Raw genomic sequence first — 14609 nt, 5'->3', positions numbered from 1 at the left:
GGCGGGGGCTTCTCCGGCTCCCGCCACGTCAGAACCGCGTCACTGGAAAGGACCCACCGAGATGGGGAACTCTGCGATCGAAGAGAAGATGGAGGCTGCCCGGAAGCTCGGCCACGCACTGGCGGCGGACGCGGGTGAAGCCATCGACTCTGTATACATTGCCGGGAGCCTCACTGCCGGCCTCGGTAACCCCACCAGCGATGCGGACTTGTTCGTCCTGCTCAAGCCCGGTGTACCGATCGGTGGCGATGCGGGTCAGTACAGCGTCGACGGCCACCGGGTCGATGTCGAGCGGTTCTCCCTGGCCGAAGTCGAAGCCATGGTCGAGAAAATTGCCACGTTCGAGCTGCGCCGGGACGGCCTCACCGCACTGCACAAGCTGCCGGACGGTCTGGACTTCGTCTTCCGGCTGAACTCCTCCGAGACGGTGGCCGAGTCGGAGGCACTGCTGCGGATGCGGCGGCGGATAACCGACTCTCTTGCAGCTGTTCGGCGTACGGCGATCAACTACTTCGCCAGCGCGCTCAACGGACACCTCGAAGACTTCCTCGGTGCAGCCGCCGAAGGGGACCTGGACACCGCCGCGTTTGCGGGCCAGCAACTCGTCGCCTACGCGGGAAAGGCCGTCGCCGCCGCCTCCGGAGACCTTTACTTCAGCAACAAGTGGGTGTACAAGCAGCTCGCCCGCACGCCTGTCGACGGCTTCCCCACCGACCTGTTCAGCCACTACCAGCGGGGCGCATGGACCGAGGGCGGCTCGGACGGCGCCGAGTCTCTGGTGCTGTTCACTCAGACCTGCGTCACAGTCAGCCAGCTCCTGGCCGAGGCCGGCGTGCCGCTGAGTGCCTGGCCGTCCTGGCAGCACGGCACCCGGGGAACAGGCCTGTGGCGCAGCACCACCTTCAACGTGCTGCGCATCCCCGAAGGCGTACTGCTCCATTGGGAACTCAATCGCCAGCTCGTCCTGAAGGAGCAGCCCGCGTACGTCTGGGCGCTGTGCGACGGACGCTCGGTGGACGAGATCGTGGCCGGGGTGCAGTCACTCGCGGAGCGCGTGCCCGTCCTCGAGGGGATGACGCGGGAGCGCGTGGAAGCCGTGCTCGCCGCCCTGCAGAAGCGAGGGCTCGTCGGCACCGAGGCGTTCTCCTTCCTCGACACGGTCTGACCGTGGGCGGCCGGTCATGAGCCTCGCGTCTGCGAACGAACCGAACGTCGAGCGCCTGCTGGAGCTCGCCGAGTGGGCACTCGGCGAGCTCAGGGCGGCGGCCGACTACGTTCAGGTCTTCGCCGAGTCCACCCTCCACGTGCGGGTCGAGTGCGTGGATGGCGACATCCTGGCGACCGGTGTGGAGCCGCGTGACGGTCTCGGCTGTCTGGTGTCGAAGGACGGGGTGTGGCGCTTCAAGGCGGTGGCCCCCTCACAGATACCCGTGCTGGTGAGCTGGCTCGGCGCGTCGGGGCACGCCAGGACGCCGCTCTGGCCTTCCCGCGCCACCGCCGCGGGCTTCACTCCCTTCGATGCCTCCGCCTGGCTCGTACCGGAGCAGCCGGAAAGCGGCGGCACCTCCTCGATCCGGTCGGTGGAGGACTTCGTGTGCCGGAGCATCGCCGTTGCGGACACGGCGGGCGTCCGCTCCGCCACCACCACGCGAACCCTGCGTCAGCGCGTCGAGGTGACCCTGACGGTCGACGGCCGCCGCTACCGCGGCCTAAGCCGCTGGCTCAAAAACGGTACGGAGGAGCGGACGCATCCCGGCGCCCACGCGATCACCCGGGTCGCGCTCGGCCACGCACGGAACTCGGCTGCGGCGACGGTGTCCGGCAAGCGCCGGACCCCCGTGGTGTTCGGTCCCGCCGCTGCTGCCGGGTTTCTGCACGAACTCGTCGGCCACGCACTGGAAGCCGACAACTTTGCGCTCGGCAGCGACTACATCACGCGCCTGCGCAAGCCGGGCGCCCTGCCCGCCGGGCTCACACTGCTGGACGACGCCACGGTGCCGCACGGCTACGGCTCGTACACCATCGACGACGAGGGCAGAGCAGCCGGTGTCACCACGCTGCTGGAGAACGGGGAGATCGGCACACCGGTCACCTCCCTGCGGGCCGCGCAGCGCGGCGGTTACCCGCCCACCGCCAACGGCCGCCGTCAGAGTTACCAGTTCCTGGCGGTTCCCCGGGCCACTAACACCGTGGCCTTCTCCGGAGCCGAGGACCCCGGCTTGCTGGGCGAGGATCCGAGGACCGGGGTGCTCCACGTCGGCTGCCTCGGCGCCGGAATGATCAATCTGAGCACCGGGGAGTCCTCCTTCGCGGCCCTCAACTGCTCCTACGCCACACCGACTGGCGACCGCGTGCCGCTGCGCGACGTGAGCCTCCTCGGCGACGCGCTCGACACCCTGTCCCGGCTCGAAGGCATCGGGTCGGACTTCGGCGGAGACAACATCACCTGCGGCAAGCAGGGCCAGTCAGTGGGAATCGGGATCTACTCCCCGTCGATGCGCTACGCGGCGCTTGATTGGAGTGCCGGATGAGGCAACTGGAGGCCCGGACCGGCGAAGCGCTGGCCGTCGCCGACGCCGTCGAAGCGAGTCTGTTGCCCGGCGAGCGGTCGTTCGCGCACATCGCCCGCTCCGCGCGGCGCACCCTGGGCACCGACCCGTCCGGCACCCGGCGGCTGAGCATCCAGCAAGGGAAGCTGGACGGCTACGTGCTGCTGGCGCGCCACAGCCGTGAGGTGTACGTGTACGCGCCCGACGCGGCCGCCGACGAGGCCGCTTGGATCGTGGAGGCCGCGCGGGCGCAGCTCCCTCTGGGCCGCTCCTGCCCACCCGCCGCGTCGAGCACGCTGCACGACCCGGCACCGGCCGCCGACGACCGGAGCGACGCCCACACGCCGGTCGGGCTGGAGCTGCTGGCTGCCGATCCCGGTCCCCTCCTGGCGCACCTGACGGAGGGCATCGGACCGGGGTGCGCACTACGAGGGCTGACCGTGTCCGAGGTGCTCAGCGAGTCGGTCCATGCTGAATCCGCCGGGACGCGTGGAGTGAGCAGCTTCCGCGGAGTGGAGGTGCACGCTGTGGCCGCGGCCACAGCCGGCACCGCCGTCGCCTCGCTCTCCCGTTACGCGGTCACCCTGGACCGGCTCGATCCGGCCGCACTGGGGCGCGAACTGGCGCTCACCGTCGCCGCCTTCGGCGCCGCCGCCGAGTCCTTCAGCGGACAGGAGGTGTGCTTCACACCATCGGCCGCCGCACAGCTGCTGCGCGCAGTCGTGGCCACCCTGCTGATCAACCCTCTGACGGACTGCGCCGAGCTGTGCACGGCGATCATCGACGACGGGCGAACCGCGGACGGCTGCGCGGCACGCGCCTTCGACTGCGAAGGCACCCCGACGGGAGCCATGGAACTCGTGACCAGGGAGGGGATCCAGCAGACCGTCGCCACTCGCCTCACATCGGCGGCGGGGACGGGCGGCGGGCGGGCCACGCGGCTGACGGGTCACGCCCGCTGGGACCCAGTCCGCAACCTCCCGCTGCCGGCCGCGACGAACGTCAGCCTGGAGCCGGGCGGCCGCCCGGACAGCCCCTGGGCCGGGGACCGCTGTGTGGTGGCCGACGTCCGCAGCCTCGGCATGGCGGAGTACCGGTCGAGCGGGAGGCTGGCCCTCCGGCTGCTCGCGGTGCGGGCGGCGGACGGCGTTCCGCTGCACCCGTACGTGCCGCTCGTGGTTCAGGGGGAGGCCGCCGACTTCCTGACCGCGATCACGGGAGTCGGCGAGACCGTCTCCTACTTTCCCGGTCCCTTCTCCGTCGGTGGCGCGGAGTTGTCGATGGACCTTTCCCGACTGCGCTCGAAAAGTGAGGTGTGATCTTGACGACCCAGCGTGGGCTCCTGGTGACGAACCTGTGCCGCGAATTCAGCACCCGTGACGGCAAGGTGCGCAAGGCGGTGGACAACGTCAACCTCACCGTGCGGCCGGGCGAGCTGGTCACCGTGCTCGGGCCGAACGGCGCCGGCAAGACCACCACGGTCCGCATGCTGACCGGTCTTCTCCTGCCGACCTCGGGCACGGTCCTGGTCGACGGGCACGACGTGGTGCGCGACCGCCGCCGGGCCTCCCTTGCATGCGGTTTCAGCCTCGGCGGTGACACCGGTCTGTATCCCCGGCTGACCGCCGAACAGAACCTCACCTTCTTCGGCATGATGTACGGCCTGCGCGGCAAGGCCCTCAAGAGCAAGGCCGGCGAACTCCTGGCCGCTGTCGACCTGGAGCAGCGGGCAGCGGATCTCGTGGGCTCGTTCTCCCGGGGCATGAAACAGCGGCTGCACCTGGCCCGGTCGCTGCTTCATGACCCGGCCGTCCTGATCCTCGACGAACCGTCCACGGGCCTCGATCCGCAGTCGGCCGCGTCGATGCGCGCGCTGGTGGCCCGGCTCTCCGGCGAGGGCCGCAGCATCCTGCTGACGACGCACGACATGCGCGAGGCCGAGGAACTCAGCAACCGGATCGTGCTGATGAAGGGCGGCCGTGTCCAGACCGAGTCCACCGCGTCTGATCTGAGGCTGGCCGCGGCGGACCGGCTCGGCCACACCGTGAACGTGGTCTTCGCCGGCAGCGCGGTGCCCGAGGCGATGGCCTCCTGTCCCGGTGTGCTCAGCGAGCAACGTGACGGCACGTCCGTGACGTTGCGGGCGACGGACGGGGCGGCAGCCGTGCAGTGGGTTCTGGAGCGGTTCCCGGGACAGACGGTGAGCGTGTCGGTCACCCCGCCCACGCTTGAGGACGTCTTCCTGGAGATGGTGGGCGCCGCGTGAACACCACCTTCCTGAGGTCGGTCGTGGACCAGCTCCGCATGCACGCCACGAGCCCCATGGCCGTGTTCAAGTCGTTGGCCTTCCCCTGCGCCTTCGCGTTCGTCATCCACAGCAACATGGCGTCCGGACGAGGATACGAGGACGTCAGGGCCGACGTGTCCGTCGGCACAGCCGGGATCGGCATGCTGGACTCGATCATCGTCCTCGTGGTCTTCAGCCTCCTCGGTGAGAAGCAGTGGAAGACGCTGTACGCGGCTCTCGGAAGCCCCGGCGGGCTGGCGCCCGTCGTGCTCGGGCGGCTCGCTGGCATCGCGGTCCAGTCACTGATCGCGCTGCCGGGTACGTTCGTAATCCAGGCGCTGATCTGGAGTGTCGACGGCGGATTCGCTTGGGGTCGCTGGCTCGTCGGCGGTGTGCTGCTCGCGCTGGCCACGGCGTCCGTCGTGGGGTTGCTCGCCGTGGCGGTGCTCCGTTTCCCGTACTCGGCCGGCATGACCAACGGCCTCACCGGCCTGATCATGGCCCTCTCCGCGCTGGTCGTACCGCAGTCGGCACTGCCGGGACCGGTGCAGGCAGTCGCCGTGCTGTTGCCCCAGTCGCACATCATGGCGTGGGTGCGCGGGGGCTCGGCCGCAGACCTTGGCGTGGCCGTGCTGCTCACTCTGGGCTACGGAGTACTGGTCGTGCTGCTCGTCCAGCGACTGGAGACCGCCGCCCGCCGCAAGTCCCTCCCCCTGGAGGTCTGATCGATGACCACCGTGCTTAAAGGTGCCCTGCTCTCCTATAAGGCCCTCTTCACCTGGCTCAACCCCCTCGGCTACCTCAGTTCGCGCCTCGCCCGGCCGGTCGGCATGGCGATCGCGTTCATCTCGCTCTCCTCCTACTACGGCGCCTCGATCGGGCGGATGCTCATCGGCTCGAGCCTGCTGGCGGGCGCCGGCGCCGTCGTCTACGGCATGGCCCTGTCGATCGGCAACGAGCGTTCTTACGGAACCCTCGGGATCTGGTTGGCGGCTCCCCAGAACAAACTCGCCACGGCCTGCGAGCGCGCGCTGCCGCACATCGCGGACGGCGTTTTCGGCGGGCTGTGGACGTACCTGGTGTGCGGTCTGCTCTACGGGGAGCTGCCCATCGAGGTGCTGCCGTTCACCGGGCTGCTGGCCCTCTCCGTGGTGACCACCGCCGGGTTCGGTGTCGCCCTGTCCGCGCTGGCGCTCGTGGTCGAGGACCTGTTCATCGGGCCCAACTCCGCCGAACTGGTTCTGATGATGCTCACCGGGACGCTCGTGCCGTACGACAGGATTCCGAGCTTCCTGCGGCCGGTCAGTGACGTGTTGCCGCTGACGCACATCATGGCCGCGGTGACCGGGCGGCTCGCCGGAGCCCACTGGGACGGCGGGCAGCTGCTCGTGGAAGTCGCCGTCGGGGCGGGCTGGTTCGCGGTGAGCTCGTGCTTCATGGTCTGGGCGGTGAAGCGGGCCGCTCACCGCACGGAGCTGACGTGACCCCGCCCCGCGGTAGGGGCGGGCAGGACAACGGTGAGGTCGGATGACGAACGTGGAGATCGAACGCAAGTTCAAGGTCACCGAGGGGTGGGATGTGCCGGCCGACGCCTCGGCGGTGTGCCTGCGCCAGGCCTACCTCAGCCCGCTGGGCGCTGATATCGAGATCCGGGTGCGCGCCAAGGGGTCCGCCCGGGTCATGACCGTGAAGGCTTCCGACGAAGAGGGGGACCCCCTGGTACGCCGTGAGGTCGAGTTCGAGATCGACGACGTCTTCGCGCAGCTGTGGGAGTTGGCCCGGGAGGACAGGTTGAGCAAGCGGCGCTGGAAGGCCCCGCTCGACGGGGCGACGGCGGAGGTCGACGTGTACGACGGGGCGCTGGCGGGACTGCGGGTCGTGGAGGTCGAGTTCGACAGTGTCGACGCGGCCAGGGCGTTCGAGCCGCCGGACTGGTTCGGTGACGAGCTCACGGGCGCCCCGGCGTGGAGTAACCGTGAGCTGGCCGCGGCTGGCCGGAGACCTGCCCCGGGGACGGTGGCGGTGCCCGCCGTCCCCGGGGCAGCCTGTCCGCCGCCGCGGCCCTCCGGTACAGCATCGCAAGGGCACGCGGTGCGAGCCCGTGCGCAAGGGGCGAGCGGCCGGCACCACGTGAACGCGTCCCGCTTCAGATGCCTCCGAGGAGTCCGTAGCCGCCCAGGAGGGTGTTGTCCCTCTGCGGGAAGCCGACGGACGGGGCAGTGATCATGCGGCTGCCCTCGGTGGTGGGACCGTTAGCGCCGCCGGGGAGGACCCAGACGGCGCCGGTGGAGCTGTTCTTCTCCGCGGCGCTGATGAAGAGTTCCGGTTTGCCGTCCTTGTTGATGTCGCCGACAGCGACGGTGGTACCGAATGCGTCCTCACCCTCGCCGACTCCGGGGATACCGGCGGTGTCCTCAGTGAAGGCGTAGGCGCCGCCGCCCAGGGCCCCGCTGCGGCGGCCGGGGATGACCGTCACCTGACCGGCGTTCCTGCGGCCCGTGTCCTCCATCGGTGAGCCGACCACGATGTCCGCCAGCCCGTCACGGTTCAGGTCGGCCACCGTGAGGGCACCACCGAATCTGTCCTCCTTCTCGCTCGCACCAGGAACACCAGGGGTGTTCTGGGTCAGCTGCACCGGCTTCGCGTCCCGCGCGATGCCGTGCGCCGAGCCGTACCAGAGCAGCACCCGGCCACCGAGCGCACCGTCCACTCCGTCCCTGCCCGGCTCGTCCGGGTCTCCCACCACGAGATCGGCGTATCCGTCGCCGTTGACATCCCCCGTGGCCGCAATCAGGCCGTTGCCCGTCTGCTGCGCGCCGCCGATGACAGGGTCGATGTAGACCTCGCCGCCGCTCAGCCCGCTCAGCCGGACGGTGAGGGAAACGTCGTCTGGAGAGCCGGTCTTGGCGAAGTCGCCCAGCGCGACGCTTCCAACGGAAGGGGTGTCCCGGTTCTCCACGGCCTCGCCATAGGTGCCGCGGCGGCTGAACGGCCCCGTGAAGCGCATTGACCCTTCGTACCCGGCGACGAGCACCTTGGTCTTCGCGCCGGGGCCGGTGCTGAGCGCTGCCACGTCGAGGCCGTAGTACGCGCCGGCGGTGGTCGCCGGCAGGTCGGTGCCGGAGGTCAGTCCGTGCTTGCTGCCCCACAGGATGGTCACCGTGCCGACGTCCTTGCCCCGCGCGGTGTCCTCGTACGGGGCGGAAACCACCAGATCCGCATAGCCGTCCCGGTTCAGATCGGCCGTCGCGGTGGCGGCACCGAAGCCGTCGTCCGGTTCGGCCGTCCCCGGCACACCCGCGGTGTTCTGCGTGATCGTCGCCCGCCGCGACGTCGACAACCCCGACTTCGACCCGTAGAGCACGACCACCGCACCGGCGCCCCGCTTGCCCGCCACGTTCGCCCCCGGCGCCGGCAGCACCGCGTCACGGTAACCATCGCCGTTGAAGTCACCGGGCACCGCCCCGTGCACAGCCACCGCCGTCGTAGTCGACAGCAGCGGAGCACCCACGACGACGGCAACCAGAAACGCTCCTGCTCTCCAACCGCCGTACATGCCAGGTCTGTTCACCATCAGACTGGATTCCCCTCCCCCTCGAAATACCTGGCGTGCGCCGCAGTCAGGGCATCGTAAGGGCAGCCCCGCGAAGCACCCGAAGCCGCCCCCGAAAGACCTCGCATCCAGTGTTCAGACACCGCTGAGGCTCCCGAGCGCCGAAGCGTGACGCAACCTGACGGCCGCATCACACATGCAGGAACACCGCGGGATCCGCCCCATTGTTCGGTACCACAGGCCCGTCCGAGCGCCGGGCCCGCGAGCGCAGCAGGCGTCGGCGATCTTGGGCGGCCTCTCTGACAACAGGATGTCGGGCGTCTGCTGCGGGCCCGGATCGCGCAGCGGGCGGTGGCGGCCGCGGTCTGCAGCCGGCTGCATCGTCAACGGTTGATCGGGAGCACACGCTCTGGCCGCTCTCGCACAGGATTCGATGGACCCTGTCGTCCAGGGTGCTGGCCGCGTCGATGATGGTCTCCAGAGCGTCGGGCAGCAAGTCCTGAGTTACGGTCAGCTGGTGGCAGTACTCGGAGTGGCCAGGAGGCGCGCCGTCTCGATCAGCAGGAACTCCTCGTGCACCAGCAGCCCCAGACGATTGAGTGTCATGTGGCTGTGCGAGATGCACAGGCTGCCGCGATGTCCCGCCCGGAAGGGTGTGACACCGCCTGCCGGGTCCAGCAGGTCCGCCAGCGCTGCGGCCCAGGCGGTGACTGGGGAGTGCCGCCCTGTCAGGGCGGGCGCCGTGATCCCGCCGCGCTCGCACAGGGCCGCGGCCCAGGCAGCTGCCCGCTCAGCGACGGCGTCGGCGGGAAAGACCTCGGCCGGGCTGCGCGCGTTCCAGTCGCGCCAGAACTGCGCGTACCGGACCAGCCAGGCGTCGGGCTCGTCGGCGGCGGCGAGCCACGCAGTCTTCAGGACCACCTCCAGTCCCGTCAGTCGTCGGCGCAGGTCGTCGAGGCCCGCCCTGGCGCACCGGAGCGCGAGGTCACTGGAGATCATGAACACTTGCTCCGAAGCGGCCAGCTCTGCTCCGGCGCCGTAGCGGTCGGTCTCCGGTGTGTAGCGGGCGCCATACACCCCTGGGGGTCGGACCTGGGCGGCCAGCCTGGGGTCGACGGACGGGTCGGTAAGCAGACTGGCCCGGGCGGCGAAGCGGACGAGGCCGAGATAGGCGGCCGGATCGTGGCCGTCGGCGGGCAGGTCATGGAACGCGGAGCGCACCGCGGCGTCGAGGGCTGCCCGGTGGTCGCCCGGGGCGGGCAGGATCCTCAGGCGCAGATGGGGTCCGCCCTCCCAGTAGCGGATGAAGAACCAGCGCCGGATGCGGCCCGCACGCAGCTGCTCGGCGACCAGACCGGCGAGCGGGCCGGCGACGAGCCCGGTGAGCAGGTCGGCTCCGGAGGCGTCGGCCGCGAGGTGGATGTGCCACGACAGCCAGCCCTGAGTGCCGAGTTCGGGCGGTACGGAGGTCACGTGTGGTCTCCTCGGCTGCCGCTGGGGCGGACGTCGAGCCCCGGCTCGGTGAAGCGCTCCACGCCACAGGCCAACTGGTACATGACCTGCCGGTCGTCCGGCAGGGCCAGCGCGGCGGCGGCCCGCTCGCCGACGTAGTTGCGCAGCGGCCGGGCGAACAGGCCGTGGGCGGCGGCCGCGAGCGACAGGTGCTGGGCGAGCCATCCGGCGGCCGCCAGCACGTCGTCCGCGATGGCCTGGGGGTCGCTGCCCCGGGTCGTGGCCCGCTCCAGGTCGGCCACGAACATCCACACCAGCGAGCACTTGTGCACGTCGAACACGAGCGAGCGCAGCGGGGCCACGTTGACGGCGAGGCCGACGTCCGCGGCCGCCAGGTCACCCACCTGCACTGCGGCACCGTCGCTGTCGACGGCGTACAGCCCGTCCCCGACGCCGTGCACGTCGCGCACCCAGCAGTACAGGTGCAGCACGGTTCGGGCCGGCCGCAGCGTGCCCAGGCCCGGATCGGCATGGCGCAGTATGTGCAAGGCGTCGCGCCAGACGTCCCCGCTCACCGGCGTCCGAGCGGCGGAGAATCCGGTGGCGCCTTTGGGGGCCCGGCCGCCGTTGCGCAGCCAGACTGTCTCGGCCCAGCTCCGGCGCGCGGCGCCGAGGGGGCGTTCTACGGCGCTCGCTGCGTCCGTCATCCGGTACCCGGGTACGACGTCCGGGACCTGCCGCGCCAACCACGCGGTCCAGGGGCGCGAAGCCGGCCCGGCCACCTCCAGCGGTCTGCCCAGCGCCTGCCCGATCAGGGCGAGGGAGGCAAGGACGTGTCCGGTCTCCAGCGCCGTCAGGACGGGGCGCAGCGGGCCGTAGAAGTCGGGCAGGGCGGACGGTATCGCGCAGGTCTCCACCGTTCCGGCTGGCAGCGCCGTGTCGAGGGGGACGGGGAGGAATGCGTCGGCTTCGGGCACGAAGAGGCGGGTGTCATCTCCCCGCTCGCTCACCGCCACACGGACAGGGAACCGGGAGCGGGGTGACGGGTAGGGACGGTGTTCGGCGAACCGGTTGTCGATCTCGTAGCGGATCGGCCCGCAGGCGGTGGCGGCCAAAGAGGGCAGGTCCACGTCGGCGGGCAGTCCGGGAGCGGGCCACTGTAGGCGCCGCAACAGGTCCCAACGCGGTCGCGGATCGTGGAGGACCCGTCCGCGGGCCGCCGCGGCCAGGGCGAGGCGCACGGGCTGGCGATGGGGGTCGGCCCGGGGATCGAGGGCCGATTCTCCCGTGGGCATCGCCCCGAGGATCGTCCGCAGCTGCCGCTTCGTGGCCTCCGTCGCGTCTCGTCGCGCGGTCTGTTCCTGCGTCATGGGTGCATCCGCTCTCACGGGAAGGGATGGACTGTGAGACGTTCGGCGAGCCCGTCGGCCGGCGGTCCGACGAGCGAACGCAGCCTGGGCAGTCCGAATACTCTCTGGTGCGCGTATCCGAAGGTCATGGGGATGGCGCCGGGCACCAGCGCGCGGGCCGCGTGCAGTCCTGCGGCCCGGTGCTCGCGTCCCGTCTGGTCGACGACGAGCACCTCGTCGAGGCCGGCGGCGCGCAGGCGTGCCCGCACGTCGCTCCTGACCTCGGCGAGCGGTCGCGTCCGGGGCGGCATGCGGCATTCGGCGCCGAACGCCTCCTGGAGGGGGACGAGCGGGCCGGAGCGGAAAGGCTCGAGCGCCTCCGCCGCCTCGGGCACGGAGTACCAGAGAACGTGTTCGTCCAGGACCGTCACGTTCCAGGGGTTCGCACGCAGGGCGAGCGCCCGGGCGCGGTCTCGCACGGTGGTGCCGTTGAGCACAATGAAGGCCAGCTCGGACACGGAGGCGCGCACCGCGCTGACGGGGTCGGGATGGGCCGCGGTGGCGGTGAAGCTGTACCGGTCGTGCGAGGAGGCGTTGACGGCCAGCGCCCACACCACCGGGAGGGCGACGTCCTGGGTGACGACGTACAGGTCCACCTCGTAACCCGCCCTGCGCATCAAGGCTCTCAGCCCGTGTGTGGTGGTGTCGCGCACCGAGCCCCAGTCGATCCGCGGCACGGGGCGCCCGGCCCACCAGGTGAGCAGGAAGGCGTCCCGCTCGACGACCTCTAGGACGCCGTGCAGCGCGGCCTCGTCAAGGCTCGCTCCCAGTGCGCAGCCGTTGGAGGACTCGTACAGGATCCGGCCCCAGGGCCGCCCGGGGAGGGGCTTGGCGCGCGCGTGGTATGAGGCCGCTTCCAGGGGAACGTACCGGAACCGGTCCGTTCCCCAGACGCGGGCAGGCACCCAGCGCACAGGGAGATCGGGGGCGAAGGGGTCCACCCGGCAGGACGGATGAGCGAGTTGCTCGGCCGACAGTTCGCCGAGGGCGCGCGGGTCCAGGGCCCGCTCCGCCATCTCCTCCCAGCTTGCCGTTACTGGCTGCGCCGACAGCAGCGCGGCCTCCGATCCCGCGCGTTCCATGCGTTCGAGGATCGCCAGGCGGGAGGCGGATCCCAGCGTGCGGCCCCGCCCGTATCCGGACGTCTGGGCAGACTTCTCGTCGCGGGAGTGGACGGCGGCGACCAGTCCGCCCGGTGCCTCCGAGATGTTCTGCAGGGCGAGGACGGGGCCGTGGCGCAGGTCCACCAGCCGGTCGTGCAGGCGTTCCAGGGACAGTTCCGCCGCTTGCGGCTGCCTGAGGTCCGCGTCGAGCAGCGGGCCAGCGGGGTCCGCTGCGACATCGGCACGCTTCAGCTCGGCTTCCGGGTTGAGTTCTGGCTCCCGGTCCAGGTCCGGCTCCGAGATGGCGCAGGGGCATCCGGTGCGGGCCAGGACGCGGTGCCGAGCCAGGCCGTGGCGGGAGGCCACGAGGGTCTGCCCCGCTGCGAGGGGTTCGCACAGGACCACCTCCAGCAGGCGCCGCGCGGCTTCCTGCAGTGCCGTTTCCGTGCCCGGGGTCACGTACAGGCGTGCAGGGGCCTTCTCGATGCCGCGTGCGCGCAGGTGAGCGCCAACCTGGCACACCGGGCAGCCCACCGCGGAGTCTGCCGAGTCCGCCGCCCGTGCGGACCACAGGGGGCCGATCTCAGCCTCGTCCGACCAGAACCGCAGCGTGAGTAGGGCGACGCCGTCGCGGCGCGCCTCGGCCACTGCGGCCGACTCCCATGCGCGATCGTGTCCGCCGACGACGAGCAGCCGTGCGCTGAGTCGGGCGGCCGCTTGGTCCAGCAAGCACTCCAGGTCTGCCGGCCGCCGGGTGTCAGGGTGGATGCGTACGTCCCTCACGTGGTCAGCCCCTCCTCGACAAGCAACCGGCCGCTGGCAAGGGGCGCGTGTCCGAGCAGGAGGTCCGGGGGGTCTGCCTGGAAGCGGACCGGGGAACCGAGCAGGTCCTCCGCCCTCGCGACGGCGTCCGCGCCCGGGACCGCCATCCGGTCGGCGATCCCACTGTCGAGGAGAACGCCCTCGGAGAGTGCCGCCGCGCCGAACCTGACGCGTCGGGTGAGCGCCAGATAGGCGCCGACGGCACGGTCGAGTGCGTTCTCGGTACTCTCGCCCCAGCCCGCACCGCACCCAGCAGGGCCACGGACCTCGGCCAGCACGGCACCGCCCGGGGCGGCGGGGTACACGCGGCAGACGGCTCCCGGGATGAACTCGGCCGTCGCGGCGGGCGGTTCGGCTCTCACTCCGGTTACCGGATCCTCCAGCAGGCGCCGGGCGAGGAGACGCAGAGCAGCGTCGAGAACGGCGGCGCCCTGCGTTGGCCCCGCTCCCCGGCCCGGGGTGGCGCCACGCAGGAAGGAGCGCAGGGCCGTGTGCCGCGCGTCCGCCTCGGTGTAGCCCCAGCCCGTGGCCGCCTCATGGATCGTCGCGCCGGGGCCCGGGACGATCCGGGCCAGCGACGCGGGGAGCTGGTCCCAGTCGTCAGGGGTCTCGAACCGGTAGAGGCCGAGCAACTCGTCCGCCGCCGAGAGGCCGGGTGCCAGGGCAGTGGCGGTGTCCGGGGCTGGTCCAGGGCGCTTGTCGACCTGGACGGTGCGCCATCCGAGCGGGGAGGAGTCCACCACGTGCACAGCGCCAAACGCCCCCGGTATTTTGACGAGTTCACGGAATGCCTGGTCGGCGGCGAGGACGGCGGCGAGCCGCTCGGCCGCGGGCCGGGGTTCGCCCGGCCGGTCAAGACGGCGGCGCAGTTCACGCGTATGGTCGGCGTCGGGCGCCAGGTCTGTGGCGGCCACCCACAGGCACCGGCCGGCCCGGCCCAGGGTGACCCGCACCGTGCCGACCGGGTCCTGAAGGACGGTGTCCGCGGCGGCGTCTGCCACGGTGCAGCGAATGCCGCGTTCTTCGAGGGCGGCGGCGCACGCCTGCGCGGTGTGCGCGGGACCGCGCACCAGGACACTGGCTCCGGCCAGCAGTTTCATCGCGGGGTACGGATCTTCGGCGTGGCTCTCCAGATAGCTGCGGACCGCAGGCGGCAGGCCGGGATGGGGGTCGGTGTCCGGTACTTCCAGCAGTGCCCCGCGCTCCCTGAGGTGCCGCAGCACCCGCTCGGCCACCGCCGCTGCCTTGCTGCCACCCGTGATCGCCAGCAGGTCGTTCATCGTTGCGGGGGCCTCCAGCGCCCGGAGCCATCGCTGTGTCGGCTCGATCAGCGGCGCGGGCAGCCTGAGAGTGAAGGAGCCCCGAGGGGTCTGGAGGAAGACGCCGTCCTCGCCAGCGCCGTAGAGCGTGCTGGGGCGCAGTTTCATCCGCATG

Annotated in this window: 12 protein-coding genes; 7 read left to right on the top strand and 5 right to left on the bottom strand. The window is 71.2% G+C overall.

Annotation, left to right across the window (positions count from 1 at the left end; translation table 11 throughout):
• The first annotated feature begins 61 nt into the window (after positions 1 to 61).
• From ACWGJM_RS39000 to ACWGJM_RS38970, 7 genes are read left to right on the top strand one after another with little or no spacing between them, the layout of a single operon-like run.
• Positions 62 to 1165 carry a PqqD family peptide modification chaperone gene (locus tag ACWGJM_RS39000; protein ID WP_453416484.1) on the top strand — a complete coding sequence of 368 codons (1104 nt, stop codon included), beginning with the start codon at positions 62 to 64 and terminating at the stop codon, positions 1163 to 1165.
• Positions 1166 to 1181: 16 nt separating this feature from the next.
• Positions 1182 to 2531: a metallopeptidase TldD-related protein gene (locus ACWGJM_RS38995; RefSeq protein WP_453416483.1), complete on the top strand. Its 1350-nt coding sequence runs from the start codon at positions 1182 to 1184 to the stop codon at positions 2529 to 2531.
• Entirely contained in the window at positions 2528 to 3868 is a 1341-nt protein-coding gene (locus ACWGJM_RS38990; protein WP_453416482.1) for a metallopeptidase TldD-related protein, read from the top strand. The genes ACWGJM_RS38995 and ACWGJM_RS38990 overlap by 4 nt, the downstream gene beginning before the upstream one ends.
• Positions 3869 to 3870: 2 nt before the next feature.
• Positions 3871 to 4815, top strand: coding sequence for an ATP-binding cassette domain-containing protein (locus ACWGJM_RS38985; RefSeq protein WP_453416481.1), 945 nt, complete (start codon positions 3871 to 3873; stop codon positions 4813 to 4815).
• Positions 4812 to 5561, top strand: a complete 750-nt coding sequence (locus tag ACWGJM_RS38980) for a hypothetical protein (protein WP_453416480.1) — start codon at positions 4812 to 4814, stop codon at positions 5559 to 5561. Before ACWGJM_RS38985 ends, ACWGJM_RS38980 begins: the two co-directional genes overlap by 4 nt.
• Before the next feature lie 3 nt (positions 5562 to 5564).
• Positions 5565 to 6320 carry an ABC transporter permease gene (locus ACWGJM_RS38975; RefSeq protein WP_453416479.1) on the top strand — a complete coding sequence of 252 codons (756 nt, stop codon included), beginning with the start codon at positions 5565 to 5567 and terminating at the stop codon, positions 6318 to 6320.
• Positions 6321 to 6363: 43 nt separating this feature from the next.
• Positions 6364 to 7059 (top strand): CYTH domain-containing protein, encoded by a 696-nt coding sequence (locus ACWGJM_RS38970; RefSeq protein ID WP_453416478.1) that lies wholly within the window; start codon positions 6364 to 6366, stop codon positions 7057 to 7059.
• Here the strand turns inward: ACWGJM_RS38970 and ACWGJM_RS38965 are convergent.
• From ACWGJM_RS38965 to ACWGJM_RS38945, 5 genes are all read right to left on the bottom strand, one after another.
• A complete protein-coding gene (locus ACWGJM_RS38965; RefSeq protein WP_453416477.1) occupies positions 6983 to 8410 on the bottom strand; it encodes a VCBS repeat-containing protein in 1428 nt (475 codons plus the stop codon). The two genes, ACWGJM_RS38970 and ACWGJM_RS38965, sit on opposite strands and share 77 nt — an antisense overlap.
• A 489-nt stretch (positions 8411 to 8899) precedes the next feature.
• Positions 8900 to 9862: a lantibiotic dehydratase C-terminal domain-containing protein gene (locus tag ACWGJM_RS38960; protein WP_453416476.1), complete on the bottom strand. Its 963-nt coding sequence runs from the start codon at positions 9860 to 9862 to the stop codon at positions 8900 to 8902.
• Positions 9859 to 11211, bottom strand: a complete 1353-nt coding sequence (locus tag ACWGJM_RS38955) for a hypothetical protein (RefSeq protein ID WP_453416475.1) — start codon at positions 11209 to 11211, stop codon at positions 9859 to 9861. The genes ACWGJM_RS38960 and ACWGJM_RS38955 overlap by 4 nt, the downstream gene beginning before the upstream one ends.
• 14 nt (positions 11212 to 11225) lie before the next feature.
• The gene (locus ACWGJM_RS38950) at positions 11226 to 13136 is read right to left on the bottom strand and encodes a YcaO-like family protein (protein ID WP_453416474.1); all 1911 of its coding nucleotides are present in this window, start codon (positions 13134 to 13136) and stop codon (positions 11226 to 11228) included.
• On the bottom strand, positions 13133 to 14608 hold the full coding sequence (locus ACWGJM_RS38945; RefSeq protein ID WP_453416473.1) for a hypothetical protein: 1476 nt from the start codon (positions 14606 to 14608) through the stop codon (positions 13133 to 13135). The genes ACWGJM_RS38950 and ACWGJM_RS38945 overlap by 4 nt, the downstream gene beginning before the upstream one ends.
• Between the last annotated feature and the right edge of the window lies 1 nt (position 14609).

The organism is Streptomyces sp. NPDC054834, from assembly GCF_053611185.1.
Note: the sequence above shows the minus strand (reverse complement) of the source record. Positions and strands in the feature narration are given on the sequence as shown.

What these genes read in the sequence shown, in the direction of transcription:
- ACWGJM_RS38990 (WP_453416482.1), top strand. Translation starts at nt 2,528, where the DNA reads ATGAGGCAACTGGAGGCCCGGACCGGCGAAGCGCTGGCCGTCGCCGAC.
- ACWGJM_RS39000 (WP_453416484.1), top strand. Translation starts at nt 62, where the DNA reads ATGGGGAACTCTGCGATCGAAGAGAAGATGGAGGCTGCCCGGAAGCTC.
- ACWGJM_RS38970 (WP_453416478.1), top strand. Translation starts at nt 6,364, where the DNA reads ATGACGAACGTGGAGATCGAACGCAAGTTCAAGGTCACCGAGGGGTGG.
- ACWGJM_RS38965 (WP_453416477.1), bottom strand. Translation starts at nt 8,410, where the DNA reads ATGGTGAACAGACCTGGCATGTACGGCGGTTGGAGAGCAGGAGCGTTT.
- ACWGJM_RS38975 (WP_453416479.1), top strand. Translation starts at nt 5,565, where the DNA reads ATGACCACCGTGCTTAAAGGTGCCCTGCTCTCCTATAAGGCCCTCTTC.
- ACWGJM_RS38945 (WP_453416473.1), bottom strand. Translation starts at nt 14,608, where the DNA reads ATGCGGATGAAACTGCGCCCCAGCACGCTCTACGGCGCTGGCGAGGAC.
- ACWGJM_RS38995 (WP_453416483.1), top strand. Translation starts at nt 1,182, where the DNA reads ATGAGCCTCGCGTCTGCGAACGAACCGAACGTCGAGCGCCTGCTGGAG.
- ACWGJM_RS38955 (WP_453416475.1), bottom strand. Translation starts at nt 11,211, where the DNA reads ATGACGCAGGAACAGACCGCGCGACGAGACGCGACGGAGGCCACGAAG.